Source organism: Streptomyces sp. NPDC015144 (genome assembly GCF_043079735.1).
In the GTDB taxonomy this organism is placed as follows: domain Bacteria; phylum Actinomycetota; class Actinomycetes; order Streptomycetales; family Streptomycetaceae; genus Streptomyces.
Window position 1 is genome coordinate 34081 of sequence record NZ_JBIBUU010000022.1, and the last position, 25418, is coordinate 59498.

Below are 25418 nucleotides of genomic sequence, written 5' to 3' on the forward strand. Positions count from 1 at the left end.
ATCACTGTGGAACATCAGGGCGCGAAATGGAATCCGGATCGATATGTCGAAATCATTGCATCGAACTGATCTCTGTACTTTTCCAGGAATGTATCCGCCTGGAAGGCGTTGAGGGTGGTGGGCAGCGCGTCGACCGCCCAGTCGACCGTGCCGCCGTCGGCGATCCGGTTCCGGTCCACGACGGCGATGTCGGGACCGGCGGTGGAGCCGTCGCCGGAGTCGCAGCCGGCCAGCAGGGGGAAGGCCAGCACACCGGTGGTGAGAAGCGCGAGGGAGCGGCGCGTGCGGGCCGTCCCCCACGGGACGCCGAGGTGGGACATGGCTGGTTACCTCCGGGGCCGGCCCGGTCCGGCCCGCCCGTCAGTGGGGGGGCCGGATGGGGCGCTCTTGGTGGCATTTGCAGATGATCACACTGATTGGTCCGTCTACTGAATGCGCCCGTGCGCGGGCGGCGGCGCAGACACGGCGCCGCCGCCCGCGAAGCTCACCCGTGCGGCGCAGCGGAGGCGGCCTTGGCCCGCACCACCGCACGGCCCGCCGGCCCGTACGGGATGCGGCCGTCGTGGCGGGACACCGCCGGACGGCCGGACGACCTTGCTCGCCGAGCGGCCGGGGACCTAGGGTGAATGCGCTTTCAGAAAAGGGTCGGTCCATGGAACAACTGGTGCTTCGGCACAGCACGAACAGCGGGCGGTCGGTCGAGTGAGCGCGCCCACGGTGTACGACGTCGCCGAACGGGCGGGCGTCTCCATCGCCACGGTCTCGCGGGTCTACCGCACCCCGGACTCGGTGCGCGCGCAGACCCGGGAGCGGGTCCTGGAGGCCGCCCGCGCGCTGGGCTACGTCCCCAGCGGCAACGCCCGGGGCCTGGCCAGCCGGACCACCGGGGTGCTCGGCCTCTGCTTCCCGGACTACGCCGACCCCGAGGCCGAGGCCGAGGCGGAGGACAGCGACGCCGACGACGCGGTGATGCTCTACTCCGACCAGATCATCCGCGGCATGGAGCGCGCGGCCCGGCGGCACGGCTACGCGCTGCTGATCGCCGCCCTGCTGGACGGCGGTACGGAGGACCTCGTCGCGAAGGTCGCCGGACGGGTCGACGGCTTCGCCGTGATGGCGCGGACGGTGCCGACCGAGGACCTGGACGTGCTGTCGCGCCGGCTCCCGGTGGTGATGCTGGCCGGTCCCCGCGAGATAGACCACCTCGACCACATCGTCGTGGCCAACACGGACGGCGAGCGCGAGCTGACCCGCCACCTGATCGAGGACCACGGGCTGCGCCGGCTCGCCTTCGTCGGTGGCGAGACGGACTCGCCGGACGCCGAGGCGCGGTTCCTGGGCTTCCGGCAGGCGTGCGCCGACGCCGGGCTGCCGGTGCCCGAGGCGCCCGATCTGCGGATCGCGATGATGACGCAGGCGGAGGGGGCGCGGGCCGCGGAGGCGCTGCTCGACCGGCCCGGCGAGCGGCCGCAGGGGATGCTCTTCGCCAACGACCAGATGGCGGTGGGCGCGCTGCGCGCGCTGGCCCGGCGCGGGGTGCGGGTGCCCGAGGACGTCGCGGTCACCGGCTTCGACGGGATTCCGCTGAGCCGGATCGTGACGCCGTCGCTGACGACGGTGCGCCAGCCGATCCGCCGGCTCGGCGAGCAGGCGGTGGAGCTGCTGGTGCAGCGGCTGGCCGAACGGGACCGGGAGCCGGTCTCGCTGATGCTCCCGGTCTCCCAGGCCCGCCGCGCCAGCTGCGGCTGCGGCTGACGGAGGGCACCGCCCCCGCGCGGGTCCGGGCCCGCCGCGGCGGGCCCGGCGTGCCTACGCGGTCAGCCACTTCCCGAAGAACCGGCCGCGGGCGGCCTGGAGCTCCGCCACGTCGGCGGCCGTGCCCTCGTACGCGAAGTGGCCCGCGTCCATCACCTGGAGCTCGCGCTCCCCGGCCAGCGCGTTGTACACGGCGAACTGCCCCGGCGGCGGCACCGAGGGGTCGAAGAGCGCCGCGGCCACCAGCACGGGCAGCTCCAGCCGGGTCGCGGCGGTGGCGGCGTCGAAGTACGGCAGCACCTCGGTGACCTCGGGGTGCTCGACGCGGTAACCGCGTACCGCCTCGCCGCTGCCGATGCAGGGCAGGGTGAGCCGGAGCGGGTGGTTGCCGAAGGTCGGCACGGTGAGCTGTCCGGCCCGGAACCGGTCGTCCCAGGGCAGCGCCAGCGCGCCGAGCCCGCCGCCGAAGCTCTCCCCGTAGTAGCCGAGGCCGGGGCCGCCCTCCTGCGGGGTGAGGCCCGGCACCAGCTCGGCCAGGGCCGAGGCCGCGCACCAGAGGTCCGCGACGCAGTCGCCGATGACGTAGGTGTCGCGGTCGGCTATCCCGTGCAGCACGTGGCCGCTGGAGACGTCCGGGATGCCGGGCACCAGGCCGCGGTCCTTCATGCCCCGTACGCAGGGCAGGATCGCCGCGGACCGGGGCAGCGGCAGCGGCACCTCGGGGCCGGCCGCCTCACGGCCGCCGTAGCCGTGCCCGATGACGAAACCGTGCCCGGCGGGCCCGTCGACGGGCAGCGCCAGCCACCCGCCGATCCGCACGCCGCCGACCGAGGTGAAGGTCACACCGTGGATGCGCACCCCGTCGCGCTCCTCCTCCAGCGGGCCGATCTCCGGCTCCGTGGCGACCTCGCGGGCCTCGGCGTGACGATCACGCCAAAAGGCGTCGAAATCGTCCGGACCTGCGGGGGCGGGCACCTCCAGCAGCTCCGGGAGCGTGTGGTCGTACCGCGGATCGAAGGGGAAGTCATGCACGAATTCAGCCATGGTCACGACCGTATAGCCCCCTCCGGGACGCCCCGGCCGGGGCCTGTCGCCACCCGGCGAGCGAAATAGGTCACACCTCCCCCAAGCACACAAATGACACACTTGCCGCGTCCCGGTCGGCACCTATGGGACGTCCAGGTGTCCGGCACGTTGCACGAGTGTGACCCAGCACCCTCTTGCGGATTCCCGAATCTCTGCCGCAGAGTGATGTATGCGCTTACAGGCAGCGCATACATTCGGATTGCTCAAGGAGGAGCCCTCCATGTCCCGCACCGCCAGAAACGCCACGATCGGCATCGCAGCCACGGCCGCGCTCGCTCTCGGTCTCACCGCGTGCGGCAGCTCCGGCGGCGACGACGTCGCGGCGGACAAGAAGCAGACGATCACCGTCTGGGCAATGGGGGCCGAGGGCGAGAAGCTCACGGATGTGGCCAAGGAGTACACGAAGGCCAACCCGAACATCACCGTGAAGGTGACCCCGGTCGGCTGGGACGTCGCCCACCAGAAGCTGGTCTCCGCGGCCGCCGCCGGCACCCTGCCGGACGTGGCGCAGATGGGCGGCAGCTACATGGGCGAGTTCGCCGAGCTGGGTGTTCTGGAGCCGGTCGACACCAAGACCTTCGACGAGAAGGACTACTTCGCCTCCGGCTGGAAGCAGGGCGAGGTGGACGGCCAGGCGTACGGCGTGCCGTGGTACGTCGACACCCGCGTCCTCTACTACCGCACCGACCTGGCCGAGAAGGCCGGGATCACCAAGGCTCCGACCAACTGGAAGGAGATGCAGGACCTCGCCACGGCCTACCAGAAGAAGGCCGGGACCAAGTGGGGCCTGTCCATCCAGCCCAGCGGCCTGGACACGGTGCAGAACTTCTACTCCTTCCTGTACTCGGCCGGCGGCGAGATCCTCGACGACCAGGGCAAGGCCGTCATCGACAGCCCCGAGGCCGTCAGGGCGCTCAAGGAGTACGGCTCGTACTTCGACAAGGGCCTGTCCAACAAGTCCGTGCAGCCCGGCTACGACGTGGTCAAGGACTTCGGCAACGGCCGCGTCCCGATGTTCTTCGGCGGCCCCTGGCACGTCACCCTGCTGAACGAGGGCCAGCCGCAGCTCAAGGGCAAGTGGGCGGTGGCCAACGTCCCCGCCGACAAGTCCTCGGTCTCGATGGCCGGCGGCTCCTCCCTGGTGATCTCCAAGGACAGTGAGCACAAGGCCGCCGCCAAGGAGTTCATCAAGTACCTGACCGACACCAAGGGCCAGGCCGACTGGTACAAGCGCACCAAGGACCTCCCGGCCAACACCGCCGCCTGGACCTCCGGCGACCTCGCCGGTGACGCCGACCTCCAGGTCTTCAAGAAGCAGATGGACACCGCCAAGTCCTCCCCGTCGCTGTCCAACTGGACGGAGATCACGGACAAGGTCGACCTGGCCATCGCCAAGGTCACCCAGGGCAAGGCGTCCGCCGAGGACGCGCTGAAGACCGCCCAGTCCGAGATCGAAGGCCTCGTGAAGTAGGAGTCATGCGCACCATGACCGCAAAGGCCGCACGGGCGGCCGAGGCGCAGGCCGGGCCGGGGGCACCCACCACGCCCCCGGCCGCCGGGCCCAAGGGCCGCCGACGCAAGTCGATGGGCGTGCAGAACGTGGCCGGCTGGCTGTTCTCCACCCCCTTCCTCGTGCTCTTCCTCGTCTTCATGGCGTTCCCGATCATCGCCACGCTGGTGATGAGCTTCACCGACTTCGGGCTGCGCAACGTGACGCACCCGATGGACGCGAACTTCATCGGCCTCGACAACTACACCAAGCTGTTCGGCGACGAGAGGTTCCTCAAGTCGCTGTTCAACACGGCGTACTTCGTGGTGATCGGCGTTCCGCTGACGCTCTTCCTCGGGCTGGTCGTCGCCGTGCTGCTGAACAACGGCATCGACCGGGCGCGGACCTTCTTCCGCGTCGGCTTCTACACCCCCGTGGTCACGACGATCGTCGCGGTCGCCGTGGTCTGGCGGTTCGTGCTCGACCCGAGCGACGGGCTGGTCGCGGGGCTCTTCTCGGAGGTGGGGCTCACCGCGCCCGACTTCCTGGGCTCCGAGGCGCTCGCCATGCCGTCGATGATCGCGATGGCGGTCTGGCGGAACCTCGGCACGGTCATGGTGCTCCTCATCGCCGGCCTCCAGGCCATCCCCACCGAGGTGCGGGAGGCCGCCCGGCTGGACGGGGCCGGCGCCTGGCAGGAGTTCAGGGGGATCACGGTGCCGCTGCTGCGGCCCACCCTGCTCTACGCCACGGTGATCACGACCATCGGCTACCTCAACGTCTTCGAGGAGCCGTTCGTGATGACCCAGGGCGGTCCCTCGGACTCCACCCTCACCGTCTCGCTGAACATGTACCGCGAGGGCTTCAACTTCTTCCACATGGGCTACGCGAGCGCCATGGCGTACGTCCTCTTCGTGGTGATCATGGGCATCACGGTGCTCCAGCTCCGACTGCTGAAGGACAACACGAAATGAGCGCCACCAGTGCACCGGGCGCCGTCCCCGCTCCGCCCGTGAAGAAGCCCGAAGGCCGTACGGGGCGGCTCCGCCCCAAGCGCGTCCTGGTCTACGTCCTGCTCTCGGCCGGCCTGCTGGTCATGGCCGCGCCCTTCCTGTGGATGGCGCTGTCCGCGTTCAAGACGCAGCGGGAGCTGACCGCCAGCCCGCCGGTGTGGCTGCCGACCGAATGGACCCTGGACAGCTTCCGGGAGCTGTTCGACAAGCTGAACCTGCCGCTGTACTTCATGAACTCGGTGATCGTGGCGGTGCTGGTCACCGTCTCGAACCTGGTGTTCTGCTCGATGCTGGGCTACGCCCTGGCCAAGCTGAACTTCGCCGGCCGCAACAAGATCTTCGGCCTGGTGCTCGGTGCCCTGATGGTGCCCGGCAACCTGATGCTGCTGCCGCTGTTCGTGCTGATGAGCAAGTTGCAGCTGATCGACACGTACGCCGGTCTGGTGCTGCCGTTCGCCGCCGGGGCCTTCGGGGTCTTCCTGATGCGCCAGTTCATGCAGTCGATCCCGGACGAGCTGCTGGAAGCGGCCCGGATGGACGGCGCCGGTGAGTGGTACATCTTCTGGCGCATCGTGATGCCGCTGGTGAAGCCCGCGCTGGCGACGCTCTCGATCTTCACCTTCCTCGGCTCCTGGAACAACTTCGTCTGGCCGCTCATCGCGACCAACGACCCGGACAAGTACACCCTGCCGGTCGCCCTGGCCACCTTCGCCACCGACCCCAACAAGGCGGGCGGCTCCAACGGCATGCTGATGGCCGGCTCCCTGCTGGTCGTCCTGCCCGTGGTGGTCCTGTTCATCGCGCTCCAGCGGCACTTCACCCAGGGCATCGCCACCGCGGGCATGAAGTAGCCCGGCCGCCGACGAGCACGGCGCCCCACCGAAACGTACGAGGCCGCGGCCCGCACCCGCGGTCACACCCCTTCCTCACCAGAAAGACAGTCCGCGATGACGCACACCCAGGTCCCGTTCCCCGACCACTTCCTGTGGGGCGCCTCCACGGCCGCCCACCAGATCGAGGGCAACAACACCAACTGCGACTGGTGGGTCAAGGAGCACGCCGAGGGCACCCACATCGCCGAGCCCAGCCTGGACGCCGCCGACAGCTACCACCGCTGGGACGAGGACATGGACATCCTCGCCTCGCTGGGCTTCACCGACTACCGGTTCTCCATCGAGTGGGCCCGCATCGAGCCGGTCGAGGGCACCTTCTCCCGCGCCGAGCTCGCCCACTACCGCCGCATGGTGGACGGCGCGATCGCGCGCGGCCTGCGCCCCATGATCACCCTGCACCACTTCACCGTTCCGCAGTGGTTCGAGGCGCGCGGCGGCTGGACCGCCGAGGGCGCCGTCGAGCTCTTCGCCCGGTACGTGGCGGCCTGCGCGCCGGTGATCGCCGAGGGCGTCGAGTACGTCTGCACCATCAACGAGCCGAACATGATCGCCGTCATGGCCGGCCAGGCCAAGCGCGGCGACAACAGCTTCCCGCCCGCCGGTCTGCCCACCCCGGACGACGAGACCACCGGCGCCGTCATCGCCGCGCACGTCGCCGCCGTCGCCGCCGTCCGGGCGATCAACCCGGACATCAAGGTCGGCTGGACCATCGCCAACCAGGTCTACCAGGCCCTGCCCGGCGCCGAGGAGGTCACCGCCGCCTACCGCCACCCGCGCGAGGACGTCTTCATCGAGGCCGCGCGCGGCGACGACTGGATCGGCGTGCAGTCCTACACCCGGACCAAGATCGGCCCCGAGGGCCCGATACCGGCCCCCGCCGACGTCGAGCGCACCCTCACCACGTGGGAGTACTACCCCACCGCCGTGGGCCACGCGCTGCGCCACACCGCCGAGGTCCTCGGCAACGACGTCCCGCTGATCGTCACCGAGAACGGCATCGCCACCGACGACGACCAGCGCCGGATCGACTACTACACCGGCGCCCTGAACGAGGTCGCCTCCGCGATCGAGGACGGTCTGAACGTCCGGGGCTACCTCGCCTGGAGCGCCCTGGACAACTACGAGTGGGGCACCTACAAGGCCACCTTCGGCCTGGTCGGCTGGGACCCGGAGACCTTCGAGCGGCTGCCCAAGCCGTCCGCCTCCTGGCTCGGCGCGATGGGCCGCACCCGCACCCTGCCGCGCACCACCGCCTGACGCCCGCGAGGGCCCCCGAACCGGGAGCGACCTGACCGCTCCCACCCGTACGGGAACCGGCTGCACCTGACGGACACCGGTTCCCGTACGCCCGCGCGGCCGCCGCCCGTGTCCGGCCCTGCTCACGGACGGCGGCCCGCCCGGGTGCCGCACCCGGCACCGCGCCCCGGCGCCCGCACCTCACGACCGACGCACGAAATCCGCCCACCGCCCACAGTCGGTGGGTCCTCCCAGTTGCCTTCCCGAGGGGATCTGATGGACCGTCGTACGTTTCTCACCGCAGCGGGAACGGGGGCCGCGGCCCTCTCCCTGGGCACGCTCGCCGCCACCCCGGCGGGCGCCGCCCAGCCCGCGCGCGGCCCGCACGCCCCGCTGCTGCTGCGCTGGTTCCGCGACACGTACCGCTCGATCGAGGCCATGACCACCGACTTCGGTCTGGCCGTCGACAAGATCGACGTCAGCGGCCCCGGCGCCCCCGTCCGGTCCCGCCAGACCTCCCCCACCAACATCGGCTGCGGCCTCTGGTCGACCGTGGCCGCCGCCGGTCTCGGGGTGATCGGCCAGGACACCATGCTGCGCCGCCTGGAGAAGACCGTGCGGGCCGTCGAGAAGCTGGAGCGCCACCACGGCTTCTGGCTCAACTGGTACGACGCGCACGACGGCTCCGTCATCACCGAGTGGCCCGGCACCGGCGACCCGGTCCGCCCCTTCCTGTCCTCCGTGGACAACGCCTGGCTGATCACCGGACTGCGCATCGCCGCCGACGCGGCCCCCGCCCTCGGCCCCCGCATCGCCCGCATCCTGGCCACCGCCGACTGGTCCTACTACTACACGCCGTACGACCCGGCCGACCCGGTCGCCGGCCCCGGCCAGCTGCGCGGCGGCTTCTGGCCCGACACCGAGGAGCCCACCGGCCACCACTACGGGGCCCTCAACACCGAGCCCCGCATGGCCAGTTACCTCGGCATCGCCGACGGCTCGCTCCCCGCCGACCACTACTGGCACCTGCTGCGCACCATGCTCCCCGAGCACGAGCAGGAGCAGCACCCGGACGGCTCCTACGTCGCGATGAACGGCGTACGCGTCTGGCAGGGCCACTACACCCACCGGGGCCGGAAGCTGGTGCCGTCCTGGGGCGGGTCGATGTTCGAGGCCCTGATGGTGCCGCTCTTCGTGCCGGAGGCCGAGTGGTCGCCGCGCTCCTGGGGCCTGACGCACCAGCGCTACGTCCGCAGCCACATCGAGCACGGCCTGGCGGAGGCCGGGTACGGCTACTGGGGCTTCTCCCCCGCCAACATCCCCGAGGGCGGCTACCAGGAGTACGGCGTCGACGCGATCGGCATGCAGGTCGACGGCTACGCCTCCAACACCGACCGCACCTACACCACCGACGGCGCCCCGCTGCCGCCCGCCTCGGCCTTCACCAACGGGGTGGTCACCCCGCACGCCTCCTTCCTCGCGCTGCCCCACGCGCCCGCCGAGGCGATCGCCAACCTCCGCGCCCTCGACCGCGACTTCGGCGCGTACCACCCCGGATACGGCTTCCGGGACTCGGTCAACGTCTCCACCGGCCGGGTCAGCGACTACCTGCTCGCCCTCGACCAGGGCATGATCGCCGCCGCCCTCGCCCAGGCGCTCCGCCCCGGTCTGCTCCAGCGCCCGTTCCGGACCGGCGGCTTCCGTGCGAAGGTGCGGCCGCTGCTGGCCATGGAGCGGTTCTCCATCTGACCCGCCCGGCGGGAGCCCGGCACCCGCACCGGTCCGGTGCGGGTGCCGGGCTCCGGTCGCGGGTGACGGAGGGTGGACATAGCCTCACAAACGTGACGCCGCTCGTGAGCCGTACCCGGATATCCCTGCCGGGCCGGGCGCTGCTCGCCGTGTTGCTGGCGGTGGCCTGGCCGGCCCTTTCCGCCGTGCGTCCGGCCCACGCCGACGGGCCCGTCACGCTGTCCCGGGACGGGCAGGTCACCGACCGGGTCGACGCGCTGGGCGACCGCGCGGGCCAGGTGCGGGCCGCGCTCGACCGGCTCTACGCCGACCGCCGCCTCCAGCTCTTCGTGGTGTACGTACGGGACTTCTCCGGCCGGTCGGCGCAGGACTGGGCCGATGCGACGGCCGACCTCAACGGGCTGGGCCAGGACGACGTCCTGCTCGCCGTCGCCACCCACGACCGGCGGTACGCCTACACCGTGGACCAGGGCTCCCGGCTCACCGACGCCCAACTGCGGGACGTGGCGTCCACCGCGATCGAGCCCGCGCTGCGGGTGCACGACTGGGCGGGGGCCGCGATCGGCGCGGCGAAGGGCTACTCGGCGGTGCTGACCGGGAAGCCGGTGCCCGTCCCGTCCCTCACCCCCGGCCCCGCCGACCCCGGCACCGGCTCCGGCGGCACGGACACCGCCGGTCTGGTCCTCCCGTTGATGGTCGTGGCCGGGGTGGCGGGGCTGGCCGGTTACGCGTACGTCCGGCGCAGGAAGCGCGGCACGACCCGCACCACGCCCGCCGCGAAGGGCTGGGGCCCGGCCGCCGGGCCGGGCGGGCCGCCCGTGCCGCTGCCGGAGCTGGACGCCCGGGCGAAGGAGGCGCTGGTGGCGACCGACGACGCGGTCCGTACCAGCGAGGAGGAACTGGGCTTCGCCACCGCCCAGTTCGGCGAGGAGGCGGCGGCCCCGTTCACCTCGGCCGTCGACTTCGCGAAGGGTGAGCTGACCACCGCGTTCCGGGTGCGCCAGCGGCTGGACGACGCCGTCCCCGAGAACGACGAGGACCGGCGCCTGATGCTGGACGAGATCCTCGCCCGGTGCGCGGCGGCCGGCGCCCGCCTCGACGCCGTGGCCGGGGACTTCGACCGGCTGCGCGCCCTGGAGCGCGAGGCCCCGCAGGCCCTGGCCGCGGCCGAGACCGCGTTCCGGACCCTGGCCGGCCGGGTCTCCGGCGCCGAGACCACACTGATCGCGATGCGCGAGCGGTACGCGCCCGCCGCCTCGGCGGCCGCCGGCGAGGACCTGGAACTGGCCAAGGACCGGCTGCTGTTCGCCACGTCGAACCTGAACCGGGCCCGGCAGTCGCTGGACGCGGCGGACCGGTCGGCGGCCGCGGTGTACCTCCGGGCCGGTGAGGGCGGGGTGGACCAGGCGGCCACACTGGTCGACGCGGTGGACCGGCGGGCCCGGGAGCTGGCGGAGGCGGCGGAGCGGCTGCCCGGGGCGCTGGCCGAGACCGAGACCGATCTGGCCGACGCGGGCGGGCTGCTCGAAGGCACCCCGGCCGGGGTGCCGACCGCCGATCTGCGCGGCCGGATCGCCCGCGCCCGCGCGGTGGTGGACGCGGTGCGCGAGGAGCTGCGCACCGGCCCGTACGACCCGATCGACGCGCTGCGCCGGGTCGAGGAGGCGGACACGGCGCTGGACACCGCGCTGGCCGGGGCCCGGGAGCGGGAGGAGGGCGACCGGCGGGCCCTCGCCCTGCTGGACGGGGCGACGCTCACCGCCCGTTCCTCGATCGCCGCCGCGGCCGATCTGATCACCACCAACCGGGGCGCGGTGGGCAGCCAGGCCCGCACCCGGCTGGCGGAGGCCCAGCGGCGGCTGGAGCGGTCCCGGGAGCTGGCCGGTGCGGGCACCGACCCGCAGACGGCGCTGGCCGAGGCGCAGCAGGCGGACGCGCTGGCCGGGCAGGCCCGGCGGCTGGCGGAGCACGACGTGCGGTCGTACGGCGGGCCGGGCGGTCAAGGTGGCATGGGCGGTGGCCCGTCCAGTGGCGGCGGGGTCGGGGGCGCGGTGCTCGGCGGGATCATCCTGGGCGGCCTGCTGGGCGGGGGCGGCGGCCGCGGGGGGTACGGCGGCGGGGGCCACGGCGGCTTCGGCGGGGGCGGCGGGCCGGGCAGTTTCGGCGGCGGGGGCACCCGGGGCCGGCGCGGGGGCGGCGGCCGGTTCTGACAACCCGTACGCATCACCCACTCCCCTTCACGACCAGGAGGCATAGATGTCCAAGCAGACCATTCTCGGCCGGGTCACCCAGTTGGCGAAGGCCAACATCAACGCGCTGCTCGACCAGGCCGAGGATCCGCAGAAGATGCTGGACCAGCTGATCCGCGACTACACCGCCAACATCGCGGAGGCGGAGCAGGCGGTCGCCGCGACCATCGGGAACCTCCGCCTGATGGAGCAGGACCACCGGGAGGACGTGGCGGCGGCCGGGGAGTGGGGCGGCAAGGCCCTGGCCGCGAGCCGCAAGGCCGACGAGCTGCGGGCGGCGGGCTCGGCGGCGGAGGCGGACCGGTTCGACACCCTGGCCAAGGTGGCGCTCGGCCGCCAGCTCCGCTCGGAGCGGGAGGCGAAGGGCGCGGAGCCGGTCATCGCCGCGCAGACCGAGGTGGTGGACCGGCTGAAGTCCGGGCTGGACCGGATGAAGGAGAAGCTCGCGGAGCTGCGGGCCAAGCGGGACGAGCTGGTGGCCCGCGCCAAGTCCGCCGAGGCGCAGAACCGCATGATGGACGCGGTGAAGAGCGTCGACGTCCTCGACCCGACCAGTGAGATCGGCCGGTTCGAGGACAAGGTGCGGCGCGAGGAGGCGCGGGCGATGGGCAAGCAGGAGCTGGCCGCCTCGTCGCTGGACGCCCAGTTCGAGCAGTTGGACAGCCTGGGCGACAGCGCGGAGGTCGAGGCCCGGCTGGCCGCGCTGAAGACCTCCTCGTGACCCGGGCCGTCCTGTCCCCCGCGCGGGCCGCTCAGTACATGCTCAGCAACTGGTCGACGGAGAGCTCCACGGCCGGTTCGCCGTCGGGCAGGGCCAGTTCGAACCAGACGGTCTTGCCGCGCGGGGTCCGCCGCGATCCCCAGGCCACGCTGAGCAGTCCGACGAGCTGGAGCCCGCGCCCGCCCTCGTCGGTGTCGCGGGCCCGGCGGCGCCGGGGCTGGACGAGCCCGGCGTCCCACACCTCGCAGACCAGGGTGCGGTCGCGCAGCAGCCGGAGCCTGATCTCGCCCTCCCCGTACCGCAGGGCGTTGGTGACCAGCTCGCTGACCAGCAGTTCGGTGGTGTCCACCAGGTCGTCCAGGCCCCAGGCGAGCAGCCGGTCGCGGGCCAGCTCGCGGGCGCGGCCCACCGAGCGGGGTTCACGGGGCAGCCGCCAGTCGCCGACCGCCTCGTCGGGCAGTCCCTGGATGCGGGCCATCAGCAGGGCGATGTCGTCCTCGCCGTGCCGGGTGTCGAGCGTGGTCAGTACGTGGTCGCAGAGCTCCTCGACCGGCCGTTCCGCCTCGACCAGCGCGCCGCGCAGGGCGTCGAGCCCTTCTTCGAGCGGGTGGTCGCGGGATTCGACAAGCCCGTCCGTGTAGAGGGCGAGCAGCGCGCCCTCCTTCAGGTCGACCTCGACCTCCTCGAAGGGTTCGCCGCCGACGCCGAGCGGCATCCCGGGCGGTACGTCGAGCAGCCGGGCCCGGCCGCCGGGTTCGACCACGGCGGGCGGCAGGTGGCCGGCGTTGGCGAAGGTGCACCGCCGGGTGACCGGGTCGTAGACCGCGTAGACGCAGGTCGCCAGGTAGACCTCGGAGAGGTCGGCCTCGCGGGACTTGTGGGCGGCCCGGGAGGGCCACTGGGAGCCGCCGCCGGACGCGGTCCCGCCGGGGGTGCCGAGCCCCCGGGCCACCTCGTCGAGCGCGGCGAGCACTTCGGCGGGCTCCAGGTCCAGCAGGGCCAGGGTCCGCACGGCCGTGCGCAGTTCGCCCATGGCGACGGCGGCGCGCAGTCCGCGGCCCATCACGTCGCCGACGACGAGCGCGGTGCGGTGGCCGGGCAGCTCGATCACGTCGAACCAGTCGCCGCCCACCTCGGTGGCGGTGTTGCCGGGGAGGTAGCGACAGGCGATGTCGAGGCCCGCGGCGACCGGGTCGCCGGGCGGCAGCAGGCTGCGCTGGAGGATCAGGGCCCGCTCGTGCTCGCGCCGGTAGAGGCGGGCGTTGTCGATACAGACGGCGGCGCGGGCCGCCAGTTCGGTGGCGAGCCCCCGGTCCCGCTCGCCGAACGGCTCGCTGCCCTTCGTACGGGAGAACCGGACGAGGCCGACGACGGTGTCGTGGGCGACCATCGGGACGGCGAGGGTGGACTGGACGAAGCCCCGGTCGTCGCCGGGCACGTCCTCGACCCGGCCGGTGCGCAGGGCCACGGCGCACGGCGAGTTGAACGCGAAGCGGTGCACCGAGCCCAGCTCGGGGCTTCCGGTGTCCGCGTCGTCCTCGGGCAGTACGTCCGCGACCGCGCTGGCCAGGGCGACCCGGCGCAGTTCGGCGGAGCCTCCGACGGATTCCTGGCGGAGCGAGTCCCAGCTCCCCGGCGGGGCGTCGTCACCGGTCAGCAGCCCCTGGTAGAGGTCGACCGAGGCGAGGTCGCAGAAGCCGGGCACGGCCACGTCGAGGAGTTCGCGGGCGGTGGTCTCCAGATCGAGGGAGTTGCCGATGCGGGCGCTGGCCTCGTTGAGCAGGGCGAGGTTGCGGCGGGCGCTGGCGGCCTCGCGGGCGGCGATGTGGCGGCGGGTCACATCGGTGGCGAGCCCGGCGACGCCGGTGGGGCGGCCCGAGCCGGAGTGCACCCGGTACAGGTTCATGGACCAGTGGCGGCTGCCCGGTTCGCCGGGCGCGGTGCCGACGATCTGGAGGTCGGTGACGGAGACCCCGGTCTCCAGGACGCGCCGGATGGTGGCGGTGAGCCGGTCGGCCTCGGGCCCGGAGAGGTAGTCCTCGACGGTGCGGCCGCGGTGGTCCTCGGCCCGGCCGCCGAAGACGGTGGCGAACCGCTGGTTGGCACGGAGGACCGCCAGGTCCGTGCCGAACAGCACGAACCCGAAGGGTGATTGGCCGAAGATGGCCTGCGAGGCCGCGAGGTCCGTCTCGATGTGGCGCAGCGCCCGGACGTCCACGACGATGCAGAGCGCCCCCCGCTCCCCGCTCGCCGTCTCACTGGGCATCACGTAGATCTCGGCGAGCCCGTGCGCGGCCCGCTCGCCCGGCATCCGGAACGGGACCAGGCCCGTCCACTCCTTGCCGTCGAGGATCTCCGCGACCCGGCGCCGCCCGTCGGCGTGCATCGAGGCGGGCATGAAGACGTCGACCGGGTCCATGCCGACCGCCTTGTCGGCGCCCATGCCGAAAAGGCCGGCTGCCCGGCGGCTCCACTGCTCGATCCGGCCATCGGGGCCGATCGAGAAGGAGGCGACCCTGATGTAGTCGTAGATCGAGCCAGGCGGGCTGCTCTGCCACATGATGTCGCCCGCTGTCCCAGGTATTTCGCTCACGCGACCGTCCCCTCCAGCTCACACACCGGACCGGTCCTGCCCGCAGTATTCAGCACTCCGGCCTCAACCGACACGGCGTTCACGATCACAGCACGGTCTCAGTCCCTTTCCGCCCGCTTCGGGCCGAGCCGTGATCGCAGTCCGTCCCACCCCACTCCTAACCAGGCAGAGCCAGCTCGAACCACACGGTCTTGCCGCTCTTTCCCCGGCGGGTCCCCCAGCGCCGGGCGGAACACGCCACCAGCTGGAGCCCCCTGCCCCCTTCGTCCTCCGGCCCAGCCATACGTTCGGTGGGGGGATCCGGAAGCGGATCGGAGACCTCCACCAGCAGGCCGGGACGGGCGACGGCGGTTTCACCGTCGGACCGGGGGCGGACCAACCGTACGCCAATGGGGCCGGATGTATACCGCATCGAGTTGGTGACCAACTCGCTGACCAGCAGAACCGTCATGTCCCCGACCGTGCCGTCGATCCCCCAGTCCCTCAGCGCGCCGTGGACGGCGTGCCGCGCGGATCGCGCGGCGCCCGGCTCGGCCGGGAAGGTCCACTCGGCGGTGTCGCCTTCGGTGTCGATCACGCCGATCACTTCCCAGGGCCAGCGGCGGGGACGTCCCGTGTGCAAGGACTACCCCTCACATACCCGATAATCGGTACAAATTACCGCCAGGATCGGCACGTGGGGCGTACGGGTGTATGCCCGCGCACACGGACAGGTGAGCAGGGCGGGGAGGGCGCACGGCCCTCCGACACGCGCCGCCGCCATGGTTCCGGACCCGGACCCGACCGCCGGGCGACCGGGCCGACGCCCGGGGCCCGGGCCGGATCAGCTCAGCTCGCCCGCGGCCTTCAGGTCGTCGAAGAGCAGCTGGTCGACGGGCGGGACGAGCGGCCGGTCGGCGTAGGAGAACCAGGCCATCTCCTCGATCTCGTTGCCGACCGCCAGCGTTCCCTCGTAGTCGGCGGTGTAACAGGCCATGCGGACGAGGACGCCGTCGGCATGGCCGTGCGCCTGCGCCTCGTACGTACCCTTCGGGGAGACCGTGGCGGGCAGGATGGCCACGCTCAGCTCCTCGTCGACCTCGCGCAACAGCGTCTGGAGGTCGGTCTCCCGGCCCTCGCGCTTGCCGCCGGGGATGTAGAACACGTCCTTCCCCCGCGATCGGGCGCAGAGGATCCTGCCGTTCTCCACCCGCACCCACGCCACCGTGTCGATCAGGCCCGACATCGCTCCGCCTTCGTTCGTACCGCCCGGTCGCAAGGACCCTAACGAGGCGGCGCGCCTCCGGCGGACGCCGGGGTCGCGGGCGGCGGTACGGGAGCGGGAGCGCGGGCGCGGGAGGAGACGGCGGGGCGGGTCAGGCGCGGGGGCCGCGTTCGACGCGCTCCACCCAGTAGAGCTGCTTGTGCCCGCGGCCGTCGAGCTTGTCGGCGATCGCCTGGGCCTCCCCCTGCGTGGCGAAGTGGCCGACGCGGTAGCGATTGCCGTTGTCGTCCTGCCGTATGACCAGCCAGGGCAGAGTGGCGCGGTTGTCGCTCATCGCGCGCCTCCCCCGGATCGTGCCCCTCCCACGAACATCGTGCACCTCACTAAGGATCCCCAGGAAACCGCAGTACGCATATGCGCGAGCGTACGCCTGACCTTCACGCAACGAATACGTAATTACACAAAGAGACACCGATCAGTCCGAGAAGCGCAGGCAGAAGGGGCGCATCCGGCTGGATGCGCCCCTTCGAGGTGCGTACGAGGAGTCCCCGAGGGGACCTTGGGGACGCCTTGCGTCCGGGCCATGACAATCGATCGGTCACGGCCTCCGGCGGCTCACCGGACCGGGAGGTGGTACGCGACCCGGAAGCGGTCGGCGGGGACCACCACGTCGGCCGTCTCGACCGCGCGGCCCGAGGCGTAGTACGTCCGCTCGATCACCATCACCACATGGCCCGGCACGCCGCCGAGCGCCAGGAGCTCCTCCGCCAGCCCCGGGCGCGCGCCGACCTGCTCGGACACGTTGTCCACGACGACGTCGATCGCGGCCATCCGGTCGACCACCCCGCAGCCGCCCAGCGGGCCCTCCTCCGGCAGCATCACCGGCGTGCGCCCGGTCACGGCGAGCGGCTCCCAGGAGGTGGAGAGCATCATCGGCTCCCCCGCCTCGCGGAAGACGTACGCCGTCCGCATCACCCGGTCGCCCGGCTCGATGCCCAGGCGCCCGGCGACCTCGGCGCTCGCCGCCTCCTGCTCGCTGCGGGACTCCCACGTCCCGTGCACCCCCTCCGCCGTCTGCTCCTGGCGGAACGGGCTGGCGCCGGCCGCCGGGCGGTAGCCGGAGCGGGCGATCCGCCGCGGAACGGGCCGCTCGCGCACATACGTACCGGAACCGGAACGGCCCTCGACCAGCCCCTCGGCCATCAGCACCTTGCGCGCCTCCAGCGCGACCGTGTCCGAGACGCCGTACTCCTGGCGGATGCGGGCCTGCGAAGGCAGGCGCGTGTGCGGCGCCAGCGAACCGTTGACGATCTTCTCCCGCAGGTCGCTTGCGACGCGCAGATACGCGGGCTGCTCACCGAAAGCCACAGGCCACTCCCAACAGGTTGACGGACTGCAACAGATTGACAACCGTCGGTTGTGAACCGCAAGCATGGGCCAGAGATTCACCCGAAGTGATGATTCCCTGGCCGTCCGCGCATGCCCGGACACCTCCGCACGTGCCCGCCCGCGTCCGGCGCGCGCCCCTCGGGTGCGCGTTCGGCGGCCCCGGAGACTTCCCGTCCTCTGCACGAGCGGCGCCCGTCCCCGGTTCACCGCGGCCGTGACCGGTTCGGGCCGTACGCCCCCGATGTCCCCCGCATGGCTGTGGGGCGGCCGCCGAAGCAGCCGCCCCACGCGTTCCGCGCATCATGGGCGCCCCGTCACGAGGGGCGCTCCCTCACCGGTGCCCGTACGGGCGGTGATCCGGTACCCCCGCGGTCAGAACTGCAGACCCCAGGAGTTGATCCGTCCGGTGTCCCCGCCGGCGTTGTCGCTGACCCGGAGCTTCCAGGTGCCGTCGGCCGCCACGGCGGACGCGTTCACCGTGTAGGTGGTCTTCACGTTGTCGGTGCTGCCGCCGACCCCGTACGCCTTCAGGTTGTAGACCGAACCGTTGGGCGCGACCAGGTCGATCTTCAGGTCGCCGCTGTAGGTGTGGGTGATGTCCACCGGCACGCTCAGCGTGGCGGGGGCGTTGCCGCCGACGCCGCTGACGGTGATCGGCGATTCGACGGTGGTGTAGTCGCCGATGGCGTAGCTCGTGGTGCTCTCGAACTTCTTGCCGGTCGGCGGGGTGGTGGAGCCGGTGCCGACGTTGAGCAGGCGGTTCGGCGAGCCGGTGCCCGGGTTGGTGACCACTCCGGTGCTGGCGGCGGCGACCAGTCCGGCGGAGACCTGCGCCGGGGTGTCGCCCGGGTGGTCGGCCAGGTAGAGCGCGGCGGCACCGGCCACGTGCGGGCTCGCCATCGAGGTACCCGAGATGGTGTTGGTGGCGCTGTCACTGGTGTTCCAGGTCGACGTGATCGACGAACCCGGGGCGAAGATGTCCACCACGCTGCCGTAGTTGGAGAAGCTGGAGCGGGCGTCGGTGCTGGTGGTCGAGCCGACCGTGATGGCCTCGCCGACGCGGGCCGGGGACTTGGTGGAGGCGTCGGTGGACTCGTTGCCCGCCGCGACGGCGTAGGTCACGCCGGACGCGATGGACTTGCGTACGGCGGCGTCGAGCACCGCGTCCGCCCCGCCGCCCAGGCTCATGTTGGCCACCGCGGGCTTCACCGCGTTGGCGGTCACCCAGTCGATGCCCGCGACGACCTGGTCGGTGGTGCCGGAGCCGCTGTTGTCGAGGACCCGGACGGCGACGATCTTCGCCTTCTTCGCCACGCCGTACGACGTACCGGCGACGGTGCCCGCCACATGGGTGCCGTGGCCGTGGCCGTCCTGCGCGGTGTTGTCGTTGTCGATGGCGTCGTAGCCGTTGGAGGCCCGGCCGCCGAAGTCGCTGTGGCTGATCCGCACACCGGTGTCGATGATGTACGCGGTGACGCCCGCTCCGGCGTGGTCCGGGTAGGTGTAGCTCTGGTTCAGCGGAAGGGACTTCTGGTCGATCCGGTCGAGACCCCAGGAGGGCGGCGAGGTCTGGGTGCCGGTGACGTGGAAGGTCCGGTTCTGCGCCACGGACTCGACGGCCGGGTCGGCGGCGAACTTCTTCGCCTGGGCCTCGGAGAGCTCCACCGAGTAGCCGTTGAGCGCGGCCCGGTAGGTCTTCCTGATCTTGGCGCCGTACTCCTTGGCGAGCGCCCGCCCCTCGGCGGAGCCCGCCCTGGCCGCCGACGCGTCGAGCGTGACGATGTAGCTGCCGCGGACGGTGTCCGGGGCGCCGGCGTTCAGGATCCGGCCCTCGGCGGCCGGGCCGGACGCCGAGGCGGGGAAGACGGCCGCGCCGGACAGCGCAAGGGCCGCACCCGCCACCACGCTCACCGCGGCGACTCTTCGGCGGGACAGAGGGGTGTGACGCGTCACTGACATGTGGGGGCCTCCTCGATTGCGGTGCTCAGGTGGGGGATCACGTGCGTCGAGACAGAGCTGCGCCGGAACGGGGACAGGCATGCGCATGACAACCGATGGACCGGATCGCCGCGCCGCCAAGTCCCCGTCGACAGCGAAAGATTGGCCGATCCTTGGGAATCGCACAAGAGTGCGTTGGGCTCCGCAATACCTTCGCCACGGGGCGGTCATACGGCTGACATGCTGACCGCATGCCCGCATACATCTGCCCGCAGGACGGCACCCGCGCCGACACCACCGCTCTCACCTGGTGCTGTCCGGTCTGCCGCGGCCCCTGGGACCTCGCGTTCGAGCCCACCGGCACGCTCTCGCCCGACTCCCTCGCGGGCCGCGTCAATTCACTGTGGCGTTACGAGGAGGTGCTGCCGCTCTCGGCGCCCGCGACGAGCCTCGGCGAAGGGCGCACCCCGCTCGTCCCGCTCACGGGAACGGTCTCGGCCAAACTCGACTTCCTGATGCCGACGCTCTCGTTCAAGGACCGGGGCGCGGTGATGCTCGCCGAGCTGGCCCGCCGTCTGGCGCCGGAGCGCGTCGTCGCGGACAGCAGCGGCAACGCGGGGACGGCCGTCGCCGCGTACTGCGCGCGGGCCTCGCTGCCCTGCACGGTGTACGTCCCCGAGGGCACCTCCGCGAAGAAGACCGAGCAGATCCGGGCCCACGGCGCCCGCCTGGAGATCGTCCCCGGCGACCGAGAGGCGGCCGCGGCCGCCGCCCGCGCCGCCGCCGACGTCCCCGGCACCTTCTACGCCTCGCACGTCTTCAACCCCTTCTTCCTGCACGGGACGAAGACCTATGTGTACGAGCTGTGGGAGGACCTCGGCGGGCGGCTGCCGGACGCCCTCGCCGTGCCGGTCGGCAACGGCACCCTGCTGCTGGGCGCGGCCCTGGCCACCGCCGAACTGCACGCCCGGGGGCTGATCGACCGGCGGCCCGCGCTGATCGCCGTCCAGGCCGAGGCCGTCTCCCCGCTGGCCGCCGCCTTCCGGGCGGGCGCCGACGGGCTGCCCGACGCCCCGGCCGGGCCGGCCGCCGCCACCCTCGCCGAGGGCATCGCGATCCTCCGGCCGCCGCGCGCCCGGGCGGTGCTGGCCGCGGTCCGGGAGTCGGGCGGCACCTTCCTCACCGTGACCGAGGACGAGATCCGCGCCGCCCAGCTGGATCTGGCCGCGCGCGGCTTCTACGTCGAGACGACGGGCGTCGCCTGCTGGGCGGCGGTCGGCGGCTGGACGGACCGGAGCGTCGTCGTCCCGCTGTGCGGCGCGGGTCTGAAGACCGGCCTCGCCGCCGCCTGACCCACCGCCGGGAACAAACAGCACCGGTACCCGGCGGGAGGCCACCACCACCCGCCCGGGGCACACCGCCGCCCGCCCGGTGGCACACCGTCGCCCGATCACCCCGCGCGCCGCGCGCCACCGGGCGGCGGCGGCTTCCTACGGTCGTACGGTGAGCCTCCCGCGCATCCGCCGCCGTACCGCCCTCGCCTGCTGCGTGCCGCTGCTCGCGGGCGCCCTGCTCGCCGCCGCCCCGGCCCCCGCGCCACGGGCGGCGTCGCCGGGCGCCCCGGCGCCCACCGCCTGCGGCCGGGACACCGACCCCGCCTGGGCGCCGTCCTCCACCGGGTACGGCCGGGCGGCCGGTCACGACCCGTACACCGGCAACGGGTACCTGGGCCACCGGGTGCCCGCCGCCGGGGCCGGGTACGCCGTCCCGGGCGGGAAGTCCGGCTGGCCGCTCTACACCCCGCGCTACGACGGCGCCCTCGTCTCCGGCCTGTACGGGCGCGAACCGGCGCTGGCGGCGGGCCGCGAGGTGGCCGCCGCGCTCCCCACCTGGACCGATCTGGAGCTGCGCGTCGGCGGGGAGGTCTACGGCCCCGCCACCCCGGCCGGCCGGATCTCGCACTACCGCCAGACCCTCTTCCTCCGCTGCGGACTGGTGCGGACCGCGCTGCGCTGGACCACGGCCGACGGGCACGCGACCGACCTCGTCCACGAAGTGCTCACCGACCGGTCCGCAGTGCACACCGGCGCCGTACGACTGAGCCTCACCCCGCGCTGGAGCGGCACCGCGACCGTCACCGCCCGGCTCGACCCGCGCGGCGCACGCCGGATCGACCTCGCCGGGGACGGCACCTTCCGCACCCGGGGCACCGGGGTCCGGGGCGCCATCGCCCAGGAAGTGCGCTCCGGCGGAACCGGGACGGCGCTCGCGCTCCGGAGCACGCACCGGGTGCGCGCCGGGCGCACGTACACCGTCGAGAAGTACGTCGGCGTCGACACCACGCTGACCTCGCGCGACCCGCGCGGCGCGGCACGGGACGCCGCCCGCCGGGCCGCCCGGCGCGGCTGGTCCGGGGTCCTCGCGGCGAACGCGGCGGCCTGGCGGCGGGACCGGTCCGCCGACATCTCCGTCCCCGGCGCCCCCGAGCTCCAGAAGTGGCTGCGGGCGGCCCAGTACGGACTGCTGGCGTCCACCCGGCCCGGCTCCCGGGACAGCGTCGCCCCGGCCGGTCTGACCAGCGACGACTACGCGGGCATGATTTTCTGGGACGCCGAGATCTGGATGTACCCGGGGCTGCTGGCCACCCGGCCCGAACTGGCCCGCTCCGTCGTCGAGTACCGCTACCGCACCCGGGACGCCGCCCGCGAGAACGCCCGCAAGCTGGGGTTCCAGGGCCTGTTCCACCCGTGGACCGGGGCGAGCCGGGGCGATCTGTGGTCCGAGTGCCAGAGCTGGAACCCGCCGCACTGCGTCACCCAGATCCACCTCCAGGGCGACGTGGCACTGGCCGTCTGGCAGTACTACCTGGCGACCGGCGACCGCGACTGGCTCGCCCGGCGCGGCTGGCCGCTGCTGGCGGGGGCCGCCGACTTCTGGGTCTCCCGGGCCACCGCCGACGACGGTGGCGGCTACTCGCTGAAGGAGGTCGCGGGCCCCGACGAGTACAGCAACGGCGTCACCGACGGCGCCTACACCAACGCGGTCGCCGCCACCTCCCTGCGCGACGCCACCCGCGCGGCCCGGCTGCTCGGCCGCCCCGCCCCGGCCGCCTGGCAGCGGGTCGCGGACGGGCTGCGCATCCCGTACGACCCGGCCCGCAAGCTCTTCCTCCAGTACGCCGGGTACGACGGCTCGACGATCAAGCAGGCCGACACGGTGCTGCTGATCTACCCGCTGGAGTGGCCGATGGAGCCGGGCGCCGCCGCGGCCACCCTCGACCACTACGCCGAGCGCACCGACCCGGACGGCCCGGCGATGACCGATTCGGTGCACGCGATCGACGCGGCCGCGATCGGGGAGCCGGGCTGTGCGACGTACACCTACCTCCAGCGCGCGGTACGCCCGTTCGTCCGGGAGCCGTACGCGCTGTTCAGCGAGGCCAGGGGCGCCAAGGCGGGCGCCCAGGACGCCCTGTCGGGGTCGCCCGCCGAGGACTTCCTGACCGGGAAGGGCGGCTTCCTCCAGGTCTTCACGCACGGGCTGACGGGACTGCGGCTGCGGGAGGACGGGGTGCGGCTCGATCCGCTGCTGCCGCCGCAGCTGGCGCCCGGCGTCACCCTGACCGGCCTGCGCTACCAGGGGCGCACGTACGACGTGGCGATCGGCCCGCGCACGACGACGGTCCGGCTGACCTCCGGCGCCCCCTTCACCGTCCACTCCCCCACCGGCCCCCGCCTGCTGAGCGGCGCGCTGACGCTGCCGACCCGGCGGCCCGACCTGGCGGCGACGGACGACGCGGCCCGCTGCCGCCCCGCGACGGCCGACTCCGAGGCCCCCGGACTGTACGCGGCCGCCGCGGTGGACGGCAGCCGCGCCACCTCCTGGTCCCCGGCGGGCCGGACGGGCGCGCTGACGGTGGACTTGGGACGGGTGGCCGCGGTGACCTCGGCGGTACCGGAATGGGCGGAGCCGCGCCCGGCCGCGTACCGCCTGGAGGTCTCGGCCGACCAGCGCCGCTGGCGGCCCTACCGGGCGGGGGAACCGGCCCGCTGGATCCGGCTGACGGTCACCTCGACGGACGAACGCCGACCGGCAGGGGTGAGGGAGTTGCGCGTGACCCAGCCCTGACGCACCGTCACTTCATGTTCTTCTGCGCACCGTTCGGGCTGCCCGGTCCGACGGGGTGAAGGGCGGCGCGCCGGGTCGCGGCAGCCGCCTGGAGTTCGGCGGCGAGCCTGCGGATCGCGGGGAGCCGGGCGAAGAGCGCCTCGCCGGGGCAGTTGGTGGCGAAGCCGTCGCGGTGGCCGGATATCGCGTCGAAGGAGGTCGATGTCCCCCTCGGATAGCGGCTGTTGCTGTTGGTGGAGGTGAGCCGCGTCTTGCCCAGCGGATCGACACCGCCCAGGCCGAGCTTCCAGGCGGCGAGCGCGGCTATCGCGCGTTCCATCGCGGCCGGGACGGGGACGCCGGGGCCGAAGGTGCCGATGGCGGCGATCCCGGTGGTGCCCTGGTTGAAGCCGAGGGTGTGGGAGCCGATGACGGCCCGGTCGACCCCGCCCGCGCGGCCCTCGTAGACGGTGCCGCACCGGTCGACCAGGAAGTTGTATCCCATGTCGCCCCAGTGCAGGTCGCCGGTCTGCCCGTCGTAGAGGTTGCGCAGGGTGCGGGGGACGTCCGCGCAGTCGTAGTCGTTGGGGGTGTCGGTGTGGTGGACGAAGACCGCGCCGACGCCGCCCGCGTACCGGGCGGTGCGGTCGCGCTTGGTCTCGTCGGGCCGCCACCCGGCACGCGGCACGATGGCGGGCCGGGGTGCCGCACGGGGCGGCGCCATCGGCCGCGCCCCCAGCGCGGGGGACGGCCGGTCGCCCCGGGTGGGGCGGGTGGCCGCCTCGAACCGCCCGGCGGAGAGCGGCGGTTGGTGGACCCGGTCGCGGGCGTGGCGGGCCGTCGGCACTCCGGCGGGCGCGGCCAGCAGAGGAAGCGTCACGGGCACGACGGCCCAGAGCGCTATTCGGTACAGACGCACAGGAGGAACCTTCTTCGTCGTTCGCCGGATCACCGGCGTGAGCGCATATGCCCACAGCCTCCCGGCCCCCCGCCCCGGGCGCGCGCGGAGTTAGTGCAGACAGGCGAGGACGACGCGGCGTCGGGACGGTACGGGTCCGGCCCCGTGCTGTCCCGCGCCGTCCCCTACCGTCCCCTACCGTCCCCTACCGTCCCGCGCCGTCCCGCGCCGTCCCGTGCCGTCAGACGCCCGGCGTCCACACCTTCGGCCAGTCCGTGCCGCGCAGCTTGGCGTCCAGGCCGCCGTCGCAGTACATCAGGTTGCCGACGCAGTACCCGGCCTTCTCGGACAGCAGGAAGAGCACCAGCTCCGCCACCTCCTCCGGGCGGCCCGCCCGGCCCGCCGGAATGGACGCGAGGAACGCCTCGATACCGGCCGCGGTCCGGGGGTCCTTCCGGGCCGCCTGGGTCATCGGCGTGTCGATGTACCCCGGCGCGATCGCGTTGAGGCGGATGCCGTCGGTGATGTAGTCGGCGGCGCGGGTGCGTGTGTAGTGGGCGATGGCCGCCTTCGTCGCCGGGTAGGTGAGGACGCCGCCCTCGTCCGTCAGCGCGTCGGCGAGGGCGCGGGCCGCGTCCTCGTCGCCGGCCAGGCACGCCTCCGCCAGCTCCGGGTTCCAGCCGGGCTGCGTGGTGGCGGAGTTGGACGAGGCGAGCACCACGGAGGACTCCCCCGCGGCGGCCAGCGCCGGGCGCAGCTGCTCCAGCAGACCGATGGCGCCGAAGTAGTTGACGGAGACCAGCAGGCTCGCGGGCCGTCCGGCGCCCCCGGAGATCCCGGCGAAGGGCACGAAGCCGTCGAGCCGTCCGTCGGCGAGGCGGGTGACCTCGGCCGCGGCGGCGGTCCGGCCCTCCGAGGTGCCGAGGTCGGCGTCCACATCGGTGCCGCGGAGATCGACGCCGATGACGCGGTGGCCCTGTTCGGTGAGCCGGGCGGCGATCGAGGCGCCCATGCCCGAGGCGGCTCCGGTGACTGCGATGGTTCCCATGGGGTTCTCCTGGTGTTCTCTGATGTTCTCGTGGGGGGGAAGAGGCGGTC

At 73.1% G+C, this 25418-nt stretch carries 20 protein-coding genes; 10 read left to right on the forward strand and 10 right to left on the reverse strand.

The window, feature by feature from the left end; genetic code table 11:
- Window positions 1-14: 14 nt before the first annotated feature.
- A complete protein-coding gene (locus tag ACF08W_RS29485) occupies window positions 15-320 on the reverse strand; it encodes a hypothetical protein (RefSeq protein WP_392281133.1) in 306 nt (101 codons plus the stop codon).
- Window positions 321-702: 382 nt separating this feature from the next.
- Between ACF08W_RS29485 and ACF08W_RS29490 the strand changes: the two genes are divergently transcribed.
- Window positions 703-1755, forward strand: coding sequence for a LacI family DNA-binding transcriptional regulator (locus ACF08W_RS29490; RefSeq protein WP_385214141.1), 1053 nt, complete (start codon window positions 703-705; stop codon window positions 1753-1755).
- Between the two features lie 54 nt (window positions 1756-1809).
- Here ACF08W_RS29490 and ACF08W_RS29495 read toward each other — a convergent pair whose 3' ends face one another.
- Window positions 1810-2799 carry an acetylxylan esterase gene (locus tag ACF08W_RS29495; RefSeq protein WP_392281134.1) on the reverse strand — a complete coding sequence of 330 codons (990 nt, stop codon included), beginning with the start codon at window positions 2797-2799 and terminating at the stop codon, window positions 1810-1812.
- A gap of 262 nt (window positions 2800-3061) precedes the next feature.
- On the opposite strand from ACF08W_RS29495, the gene ACF08W_RS29500 reads away from it, so the two are divergent.
- From ACF08W_RS29500 to ACF08W_RS29530, 7 genes are all read left to right on the forward strand, one after another.
- Window positions 3062-4312: a sugar ABC transporter substrate-binding protein gene (locus tag ACF08W_RS29500; protein WP_352273316.1), complete on the forward strand. Its 1251-nt coding sequence runs from the start codon at window positions 3062-3064 to the stop codon at window positions 4310-4312.
- A gap of 5 nt (window positions 4313-4317) precedes the next feature.
- Window positions 4318-5304, forward strand: coding sequence for a sugar ABC transporter permease (locus ACF08W_RS29505; RefSeq protein WP_352273317.1), 987 nt, complete (start codon window positions 4318-4320; stop codon window positions 5302-5304).
- The gene (locus ACF08W_RS29510) at window positions 5301-6194 is read left to right on the forward strand and encodes a carbohydrate ABC transporter permease (RefSeq protein ID WP_385214149.1); all 894 of its coding nucleotides are present in this window, start codon (window positions 5301-5303) and stop codon (window positions 6192-6194) included. Before ACF08W_RS29505 ends, ACF08W_RS29510 begins: the two co-directional genes overlap by 4 nt.
- A 96-nt stretch (window positions 6195-6290) precedes the next feature.
- Window positions 6291-7493: a glycoside hydrolase family 1 protein gene (locus ACF08W_RS29515; protein WP_385214154.1), complete on the forward strand. Its 1203-nt coding sequence runs from the start codon at window positions 6291-6293 to the stop codon at window positions 7491-7493.
- Between the two features lie 255 nt (window positions 7494-7748).
- Window positions 7749-9221 (forward strand): glucoamylase family protein, encoded by a 1473-nt coding sequence (locus ACF08W_RS29520; protein WP_392281135.1) that lies wholly within the window; start codon window positions 7749-7751, stop codon window positions 9219-9221.
- Window positions 9222-9325: 104 nt separating this feature from the next.
- On the forward strand, window positions 9326-11431 hold the full coding sequence (locus tag ACF08W_RS29525; protein ID WP_385214525.1) for a TPM domain-containing protein: 2106 nt from the start codon (window positions 9326-9328) through the stop codon (window positions 11429-11431).
- A gap of 46 nt (window positions 11432-11477) precedes the next feature.
- Window positions 11478-12191: a PspA/IM30 family protein gene (locus ACF08W_RS29530; protein WP_352273321.1), complete on the forward strand. Its 714-nt coding sequence runs from the start codon at window positions 11478-11480 to the stop codon at window positions 12189-12191.
- 31 nt (window positions 12192-12222) lie between these two features.
- Here the strand turns inward: ACF08W_RS29530 and ACF08W_RS29535 are convergent, their stop codons facing one another.
- From ACF08W_RS29535 to ACF08W_RS29560, 6 genes are all read right to left on the reverse strand, one after another.
- Window positions 12223-14751 (reverse strand): SpoIIE family protein phosphatase, encoded by a 2529-nt coding sequence (locus tag ACF08W_RS29535; protein ID WP_352273618.1) that lies wholly within the window; start codon window positions 14749-14751, stop codon window positions 12223-12225.
- 190 nt (window positions 14752-14941) lie between these two features.
- A complete protein-coding gene (locus ACF08W_RS29540; RefSeq protein WP_385214530.1) occupies window positions 14942-15370 on the reverse strand; it encodes an ATP-binding protein in 429 nt (142 codons plus the stop codon).
- Window positions 15371-15607: 237 nt separating this feature from the next.
- Entirely contained in the window at window positions 15608-16009 is a 402-nt protein-coding gene (locus ACF08W_RS29545) for an NUDIX domain-containing protein (protein WP_352273322.1), read from the reverse strand.
- Between the two features lie 130 nt (window positions 16010-16139).
- Entirely contained in the window at window positions 16140-16322 is a 183-nt protein-coding gene (locus ACF08W_RS29550; RefSeq protein WP_352273323.1) for an SPOR domain-containing protein, read from the reverse strand.
- A 281-nt stretch (window positions 16323-16603) separates the two neighbouring features.
- Window positions 16604-17356 (reverse strand): GntR family transcriptional regulator, encoded by a 753-nt coding sequence (locus ACF08W_RS29555; protein WP_352273324.1) that lies wholly within the window; start codon window positions 17354-17356, stop codon window positions 16604-16606.
- A gap of 393 nt (window positions 17357-17749) precedes the next feature.
- On the reverse strand, window positions 17750-19336 hold the full coding sequence (locus ACF08W_RS29560) for a S8 family peptidase (RefSeq protein WP_352273325.1): 1587 nt from the start codon (window positions 19334-19336) through the stop codon (window positions 17750-17752).
- 230 nt (window positions 19337-19566) lie between these two features.
- Here ACF08W_RS29560 and ACF08W_RS29565 point away from each other — a divergent pair, with 230 nt between their 5' ends.
- Together ACF08W_RS29565 and ACF08W_RS29570 are read left to right on the forward strand one after the other, a co-directional pair.
- Window positions 19567-20667: a threonine synthase gene (locus tag ACF08W_RS29565; RefSeq protein WP_392281136.1), complete on the forward strand. Its 1101-nt coding sequence runs from the start codon at window positions 19567-19569 to the stop codon at window positions 20665-20667.
- Between the two features lie 151 nt (window positions 20668-20818).
- Window positions 20819-23443: a discoidin domain-containing protein gene (locus tag ACF08W_RS29570; protein WP_392281137.1), complete on the forward strand. Its 2625-nt coding sequence runs from the start codon at window positions 20819-20821 to the stop codon at window positions 23441-23443.
- Window positions 23444-23450: 7 nt separating this feature from the next.
- Here the strand turns inward: ACF08W_RS29570 and ACF08W_RS29575 are convergent, their stop codons facing one another.
- The gene (locus ACF08W_RS29575) at window positions 23451-24341 is read right to left on the reverse strand and encodes a peptidoglycan recognition protein (protein ID WP_392281138.1); all 891 of its coding nucleotides are present in this window, start codon (window positions 24339-24341) and stop codon (window positions 23451-23453) included.
- A 220-nt stretch (window positions 24342-24561) separates the two neighbouring features.
- On the reverse strand, window positions 24562-25368 hold the full coding sequence (locus ACF08W_RS29580) for an SDR family oxidoreductase (RefSeq protein WP_392281139.1): 807 nt from the start codon (window positions 25366-25368) through the stop codon (window positions 24562-24564).
- Between the last annotated feature and the right edge of the window lie 50 nt (window positions 25369-25418).

Bases quoted from the DNA above. Each gene is read 5' to 3' on its own strand.
- ACF08W_RS29485 (WP_392281133.1), bottom strand. From the start codon at position 320: ATGTCCCACCTCGGCGTCCCGTGGGGGACGGCCCGCACGCGCCGCTCC.
- ACF08W_RS29495 (WP_392281134.1), bottom strand. From the start codon at position 2,799: ATGGCTGAATTCGTGCATGACTTCCCCTTCGATCCGCGGTACGACCAC.
- ACF08W_RS29500 (WP_352273316.1), top strand. From the start codon at position 3,062: ATGTCCCGCACCGCCAGAAACGCCACGATCGGCATCGCAGCCACGGCC.
- ACF08W_RS29505 (WP_352273317.1), top strand. From the start codon at position 4,318: ATGCGCACCATGACCGCAAAGGCCGCACGGGCGGCCGAGGCGCAGGCC.
- ACF08W_RS29510 (WP_385214149.1), top strand. From the start codon at position 5,301: ATGAGCGCCACCAGTGCACCGGGCGCCGTCCCCGCTCCGCCCGTGAAG.
- ACF08W_RS29515 (WP_385214154.1), top strand. From the start codon at position 6,291: ATGACGCACACCCAGGTCCCGTTCCCCGACCACTTCCTGTGGGGCGCC.
- ACF08W_RS29520 (WP_392281135.1), top strand. From the start codon at position 7,749: ATGGACCGTCGTACGTTTCTCACCGCAGCGGGAACGGGGGCCGCGGCC.
- ACF08W_RS29530 (WP_352273321.1), top strand. From the start codon at position 11,478: ATGTCCAAGCAGACCATTCTCGGCCGGGTCACCCAGTTGGCGAAGGCC.
- ACF08W_RS29535 (WP_352273618.1), bottom strand. From the start codon at position 14,751: ATGTGGCAGAGCAGCCCGCCTGGCTCGATCTACGACTACATCAGGGTC.
- ACF08W_RS29545 (WP_352273322.1), bottom strand. From the start codon at position 16,009: ATGTCGGGCCTGATCGACACGGTGGCGTGGGTGCGGGTGGAGAACGGC.
- ACF08W_RS29550 (WP_352273323.1), bottom strand. From the start codon at position 16,322: ATGAGCGACAACCGCGCCACTCTGCCCTGGCTGGTCATACGGCAGGAC.
- ACF08W_RS29560 (WP_352273325.1), bottom strand. From the start codon at position 19,336: ATGTCAGTGACGCGTCACACCCCTCTGTCCCGCCGAAGAGTCGCCGCG.
- ACF08W_RS29565 (WP_392281136.1), top strand. From the start codon at position 19,567: ATGCCCGCATACATCTGCCCGCAGGACGGCACCCGCGCCGACACCACC.
- ACF08W_RS29580 (WP_392281139.1), bottom strand. From the start codon at position 25,368: ATGGGAACCATCGCAGTCACCGGAGCCGCCTCGGGCATGGGCGCCTCG.